Annotated in this window: 12 protein-coding genes; all 12 read right to left on the bottom strand. The window is 51.5% G+C overall.

Annotated elements, in window-relative coordinates:
- A partial coding sequence (locus tag PHC90_14115) for a hypothetical protein (GenBank protein MDD3847479.1) occupies positions 1 to 365 on the bottom strand: 365 nt, incomplete at its 3' end.
- On the bottom strand, positions 346 to 627 hold the full coding sequence (locus PHC90_14110; protein ID MDD3847478.1) for a nucleotidyltransferase domain-containing protein: 282 nt from the start codon (positions 625 to 627) through the stop codon (positions 346 to 348). The genes PHC90_14110 and PHC90_14115, both read right to left, overlap by 20 nt.
- 370 nt (positions 628 to 997) lie before the next feature.
- The gene (locus tag PHC90_14105; protein MDD3847477.1) at positions 998 to 1,753 is read right to left on the bottom strand and encodes a hypothetical protein; all 756 of its coding nucleotides are present in this window, start codon (positions 1,751 to 1,753) and stop codon (positions 998 to 1,000) included.
- 272 nt (positions 1,754 to 2,025) lie between these two features.
- A complete protein-coding gene (locus PHC90_14100) occupies positions 2,026 to 2,259 on the bottom strand; it encodes a DUF6290 family protein (GenBank protein MDD3847476.1) in 234 nt (77 codons plus the stop codon).
- 43 nt (positions 2,260 to 2,302) lie between these two features.
- A complete protein-coding gene (locus PHC90_14095; GenBank protein MDD3847475.1) occupies positions 2,303 to 2,605 on the bottom strand; it encodes a HigA family addiction module antitoxin in 303 nt (100 codons plus the stop codon).
- A gap of 132 nt (positions 2,606 to 2,737) precedes the next feature.
- Positions 2,738 to 3,472 (bottom strand): Fic family protein, encoded by a 735-nt coding sequence (locus tag PHC90_14090; GenBank protein ID MDD3847474.1) that lies wholly within the window; start codon positions 3,470 to 3,472, stop codon positions 2,738 to 2,740.
- A 173-nt stretch (positions 3,473 to 3,645) separates the two neighbouring features.
- Positions 3,646 to 3,801, bottom strand: a complete 156-nt coding sequence (locus tag PHC90_14085) for a hypothetical protein (protein ID MDD3847473.1) — start codon at positions 3,799 to 3,801, stop codon at positions 3,646 to 3,648.
- 59 nt (positions 3,802 to 3,860) lie between these two features.
- The gene (locus tag PHC90_14080; protein MDD3847472.1) at positions 3,861 to 4,466 is read right to left on the bottom strand and encodes a hypothetical protein; all 606 of its coding nucleotides are present in this window, start codon (positions 4,464 to 4,466) and stop codon (positions 3,861 to 3,863) included.
- Complete coding sequence (locus PHC90_14075; GenBank protein ID MDD3847471.1) at positions 4,456 to 4,839, bottom strand: hypothetical protein; 384 nt, start codon at positions 4,837 to 4,839, stop codon at positions 4,456 to 4,458. Before PHC90_14075 ends, PHC90_14080 begins: the two co-directional genes overlap by 11 nt.
- A 55-nt stretch (positions 4,840 to 4,894) precedes the next feature.
- Entirely contained in the window at positions 4,895 to 5,080 is a 186-nt protein-coding gene (locus PHC90_14070) for a hypothetical protein (GenBank protein ID MDD3847470.1), read from the bottom strand.
- A 69-nt stretch (positions 5,081 to 5,149) separates the two neighbouring features.
- Positions 5,150 to 5,689 (bottom strand): hypothetical protein, encoded by a 540-nt coding sequence (locus tag PHC90_14065; GenBank protein MDD3847469.1) that lies wholly within the window; start codon positions 5,687 to 5,689, stop codon positions 5,150 to 5,152.
- Between the two features lie 35 nt (positions 5,690 to 5,724).
- Positions 5,725 to 6,056 (bottom strand): hypothetical protein (locus PHC90_14060; GenBank protein ID MDD3847468.1); only part of this gene is annotated, 332 nt, incomplete at its 5' end.

The raw sequence follows: 6,056 nt of genomic DNA, 5'->3' as shown, positions 1-6,056 counted from the left end.
CTGGATTGATAAATGCCTCTGACAAGGTGCCTGAAGCTTTTCAGATTGCCGAGTTCTGCGGCGGCCCCCTCCTTGATAACAGCCTCCCGTACACCGGGGTTCTGATTGCAGGCCCTGATCAACAACTTTGCATGCCAGTCGCTACCGACGGGCAATTGGCCATCAAAATACCTGAGAATGTCCTCGAGAACTCTTTCAACTCCCACATAGACACCGTGAAGTATCAATGTCATCATGGAACCGTAAGCTTCCTTTGTTTCCGTATTCGTCTCAGCCAGGAACAGATCCTTGCTTCTCCGCAATTTCTCACATTCCTTCTCGATCCTGTTCAGTTCGTTCCGGACATCAAGAAATAACGCCAGCATACCTTCGCCCCCTTTCCTTGATACTTCTCACAATGTAATCTGGAGCCTCCTCCATATAGACCAGATGGAACTCCTCTGTCCCCAGCATGTCCTCCACGGTTCCTTCGACAAGGTATTTATGCTCCCAGGGGATTCCGGCAACCGCGAGGTCCACGTCGGAGTGAGCATCGAACTTATCCGTGAGGATGGATCCAAAAATATAGACTTCTTTCGTGCCCAGCCTGGCGAGATATTCGCAGACCGCTTCCGCCTTCTTCAGCAAGGTAGCCTTTCTCCTGTCGGTCTCTTCAATATCTCTTGGCAATAACGTCAATTTGGGCATAGTTGAGTTCCTGGCTGTTATAATAGCATATCATTGAACCCATCAATAAAGAAAGGGACTCGACTCAATCTACAACCCCCGGCAGGATCATTGAGGAAAAATGTGTTTCAGGTAAAAAAACCCGCACCCACCGGGGTACGGGGCCTATGCGGTTCGTGACCACAAAGGGATGATATGGATATTCTATATATTTTGACGGTAATGTCGAGGTATATGCTTTCGCCTTCCGGGGAACCCAGAGAGTCCAGGGAACGCTTCTTAGCGGAACTCATAGACCACCTTTTTCGTCGACCAAGAAGCTTTCATACATCTATTTATTTGGTTTCAGAACATGATATTCAAGCTCGGTATATCCAAAACATGTTTGCCCGTCCGATCCCAAAGCCGGGCGGCAGGTGGCTCCGGCAACCGAACCATGCCAATCAAGCCAGGCGAAGAACGGAAATACGTATCTCATACAAACCTGGCGGTATATTGCCATCAGCTTGCCCGTGGACCTGTTGTAGATCTTTTTTGTGCTGATCGATGCCGTGCCCAGGGATAGCCCCGCTTCTCTTACTGTGCACAGGCTCTTGGGGCCGTCAACAACAACGCAACTGGTTCTTTGATATGCCGGCCTATCGGGATCCCGCGGTAGGGGCACGCAGTGGTAGAACACAGGGGATATTGACCGACGGTGTCGATACGTTCCCCTTTCAGTGACCCGCGATTCGGCATAGGCATACCCTCTTCTGAAAACATCGTCTATGTAGCCTACTACCGTTCTCTCCGAAACGGGCTCGTTCCTGCCATTATCCTCTAGTTCCCACACGTAGTCATGCTTTCCCTCGTAATATATCCCGTCTGTCTCCACTTTCTCGTAGACGGCCACCTTGGGAACCAAAAGACTTGATGGAAAGTAGACGATGGCACCGAGTACCATGTCCCAGGTAGGTACGAGGACGATGAGGATGACGGCCAGCAGTGCATAGAGAGGCCGTTCCGTGCGGCTTCTGACAAAGACCAGAAAGGCAATCGAAATCGCGGCGTATATGGCCATGAAGAAAAGTATCGAGAATAGAATCATAGGCGACGTCCTTCAGTAGACTTGTTAATCGGGATGGAATTGTCATGTCTTCTCATTGCCCGTCGTTTTCTCGCGTCCACATCATCAGCAATGTCGAGATCACTGTCCGGCTTCGTCTTTCCGGCCAGTATTCTCTGAGAGGACCCTGCAGGCTCTTCCCAAGTTCGCGCGGGTTCGGCAACGTTGATATTCGTTCCCGGAGAAAGTTGATGATACGGCGGGCAACCTGCTTGTCGAGCCTTCCGAGCTGCTTTTCTGCAGACCCGGTGACCTCAATCCGCCAGGCCAAGACGTTTCTCGACATCTTCCAGGGAGGAGACCTTCTCCTTTCCTTTGTGTATCTGCTCCTTGACATGATCTGCCAGGTACACTGCCTCCAGATCCGTGAGGTGCTCGACAAGCGCTTCCCGGATGTAATAGCTCTTGGAGCGGCCGGTCATGCGGGCGGGATTGTCAAGACGCTCATCGATCTCATCGGGTACGCGGACTCCTACGATCGTCTTCATGCATCCTCCGGTGAACAAGTTTGACACCTGGCAGGGGGAGGCGTCATGCCACTCTTGCTTTTACGCACGGTTCAACCTTTGGCCAGGTTGTGCGGCGGGCCATCCTGATTTCATAATCTGTCTGGAGACTCAGCCATATTTCGGGAGAGACATTAAAATACTTGCCAAGCCGCAATGCGGTATCTGCCGAGATAGCACGTTTTCCGCGAATGATTTCACTGATGTGTCCGGGTGGAACGTTAATATCCCGTGCAAGTGCGTTTATGTTTATCCCAAGAGGTTTCATGAATTCTTCGTATAGTATTTCCCCCGGGGGAATCAGGTCAAGTAGTTTATCCTTGTTCATTGTTCTTCCCTCGTGACATACTCACGGGATTGAAATCCCGTGCATCTCAAACGATGCTCGAGCTTCCTGCTTCACCCTAAAACCGCGAAATGTTAATTGGCCACTCGTGTCACTACACTCTTCTCAAGTTTCTTAACCCTGGATGACCGTGGAGGTGGGTGCGGGGGACCTAAGTGTTGAGCAATCGAGCAGGAATGACATCATTTCTGTTCCATCAAGCGTGTCGTAGAAACGTATCATCTTCTCATTGTACTCGAGCCTCTGCCGCGCCGGTACGCTGATAACATCGTAGCCGTCCGTCAACAGCACCCCGTTCATCATAAGCCTCGATGTGCGCTTGTTGCCGTCGTAAAAGAACTGGTTGAGGGCACCGAATAGATAAAAGACCATACCCTTTTCAGCTGTATTGGATATCCCGTTGATGAACGTTGCCCCCCGTTCGAAAAGAGAGTCCAGCTCCTGGTAGGCGGGCGGTTTAAAGTTCGTGCCGGCAATACCGACCCCGCCCTTGCGGAAGGTTCCCCACTCAAGGGCCTCTTCACGGGCGACAATGCCATTGAGTTTACAGAATACTTCCCTGTCCAATGAAAAGTTGCCGTCTTTGACCATGTCTATAAGCCGCTTCCAGCTCTTTGCCTGATTGAGGACCTGGACTTCGTCCTCGACCCTGTGTCCGCCGACAGTAACACCTTCCAATAACGTTTTCACTTCGGGAAACGTAAACGGATTGCCTTCCAGGGCGGTTGTATCCCACACGAATTCGGGGAACAGCTTCCGGACCCTGAAGATTGCCTGGTCCCTGTTCGGTTCGGGGAGGTCAATGGCAAGATCGTTCGGGCTGTAGGTGAACCCCAGCTTCTTTTTCATGTTGTTCTCATCCTTCGCCATGTCTTCTGATTCCTTAAGAAATATGTAACATTATACATAGCTCCAGAGTGCTGTCAAGGAGCATGAAATATCTCTAAATGCCAAATAGCATTCACGCCGGCAGTCCTTTTCGCGATCAAGAACGGGTGCGCCGGCAGGTTGCTGTCAGGAGATCACTTCTCCGTGATCTCCACCTTCCGGTAGTTCGCCATCATCCTGCCGTATTCTTCCCGCGGGGCAGGTTCCCGTTCGTTCCTGGCGATCTTCTCCGCGAACCGTCTTGCATCGTTGCCGTGAAGGACCGGGGTTTCCTTGATCTTCCTTGTCATCAATATCGTCGAGGAGTTCCAGATCGTATCCTCCGGTTGCGAATTTCAGGGAACGGGTGTCAGACCGTCGGAATCCACCCCGATTCTTCTGCGGGATCTCGAACCTTCCTGGTCGGCCGGTCTATAATGTCGGCTTTAAGGCTATGCCGGCCACCCGATCTGATGCGTTCAAGGATTATATCCGCCGAGGGTATGACGTGGGCCCGTTCCAGACCTACCAGAAACCCGTAGGTAGAGACAACATGAACGGGATAGACGCCAAAAAAGGAAGGGTCCGCCGTCTGCTCGTCTTCGAAAAGAAACAGATACGGCCCGGGCTCCAGCTGCTTCGATTTGATCGCCTGTAATACCGACTCCTCTCCCTGGTCGGCAAACTTCTTGTGATCATACTTCCCGACAGACTCCAGTGCTTTTCTTGTTTCACCTATCTTTGTTGCGACGACCTTGATCTGCGTCCTGTGTTTCCGGTACCACTTGTCAATAACAGCTGCATCTTGAAGCTCGTCTTTCCTGTAGGTGGCTTCAAAAAGCACCTGGTCCGTCATGACGACGGGGAGTTTTGCCTTAAAGATCAGTTCGAGGCAATCCTCTCCCCCGTGAGCGAGGCTAATAAGCGGAGACGCGTCCGGGAGGAGCAGCTTGACTTTTTCCCTCTTAATACTCATCGATCGCCCCCGAATTGAAGGCGATGGCCCGCGCAACGTATTCGCCTTCTTTCTCCGCTCGCTCACGACCGACCTCCGGCCATGGTATTCCGTGTTCATTCATCAGGGATGTAAAGGCTTCGAGTTCCACCGGGTCAAGGCCGATTGCCCGCATTGCCTCGGACCTCTTGATCTGTCCTGAGGAGTAGTCCTCAAGGATCTCAATAATCTTTTTTTCATCAGGTGTGTTATCGGCCATTCGGTTGCTTAAGCCCAGGTGTTCAGACAGAAGACGTCTTACCATCTCACTGACAGACGTCCTATCCTGCAAAGCCTTTGATTTCGCCGCCATCATCAGGGAGTCATCCAGATTCAATGTATAAGCTCTAAGCATAAACACCTCCGCTGGGCAGAGTTACTCATTAAGTATATACGTAATTGCGTATCTGTCAAGTGTCATGAGCGCCAGAAGACGTTTCGCATCCCTGGGAATCCTCTATCTCCACGATCTGCAGTATGTTCCCGCCGCGCTGGATGAAGATCCTTTTGGCCTGGCCCTTGCTCTCTGCCTCGATGTCAACGCTTGCCGTCTCGCCGGTCGGTTTTTCCCAGGTGATCCGGAAGGGTCTCCTCATACTCGTGCCCCCTGTCATGTGTTTAATCTCTCACTGTGAGATCAGAGCCTCTCCATACAGGCTCCGGCGTTACGGACCTGTATATTTGACCCCGGTGAGTCTCGAGAAATTCTTCTTGTCCTTTGCCGGCTGGACCGGTTCTCCGTTCTTGTCCCAATCTTCTATGATTCTTTGCATATCATCGTTCCACTGTATCAAGCCACTCTCAATCCAATCATTGAGAAGTGCCAGGGGAGACCGGTTTTCTCTGCCAAATTCCTGTTCAAGGAAATCGATCAGGCTGTTGTCGGTGGAAGAGATGTCGAGACCATATGCGGCGACATAGGCGGCGATTTTCTTATCCACGGAACTTAGCCCGAAGCTCCTCCCGGTTTTCAAGCTTGTCTGTCCTGAATCAACGATCTGTCTCACTACGGCAAGATGAAGCTCAAAATCCTCGCCTGTGTTCCTCAGGACGCCGTAGGGCCGTATCTTGTCCTTGTAGCTGGTTCTCCAGGGATACCTGGTCTTGAATTTCTGTGTCCTGAAGATCTCCTCGCAGACTTCCTGGACCGTAACACAATCAAAACGTTCGTCGACGAACATATCGGGGGCAATTCTTATAAGCATCAACACGCTGCAGGTGTCACAGAGGATATTCATGATCAGTTCTGGAAGGACGGCAGCGTCCGCAACAGTTCTGCTTTAATCTCCTTGCCGTCCAGTCCGCCATCGACACCGAAGATCTCCGCCAGCTTCCTGTCCGATATTGATTCTAACTGGCCCGAGACGATACCAAGGAAATTCTTGCTCAATGCGGACATCTTCCGAAGAAATTCCCTGGGGTCATCCCCGGCGAAGATTATCTCCCCAATTGTAGGAAACTGCTTCCTGAGGTTGGCATCCGCACCGCCGACAGGCAATTCGAAACGCGGTCTGGTGGCTTTGATCGCCTTGACAATCCCGAACAATGAATGGCCATTGGTTCTCGCGAAGC

Source organism: Syntrophorhabdaceae bacterium, assembly GCA_028698615.1.
GTDB lineage: Bacteria > Desulfobacterota > Syntrophorhabdia > Syntrophorhabdales > Syntrophorhabdaceae > Delta-02.
The sequence above is the reverse complement of the archived record's forward strand: the minus strand, read 5'-3'. Positions and strand labels throughout refer to the sequence as shown.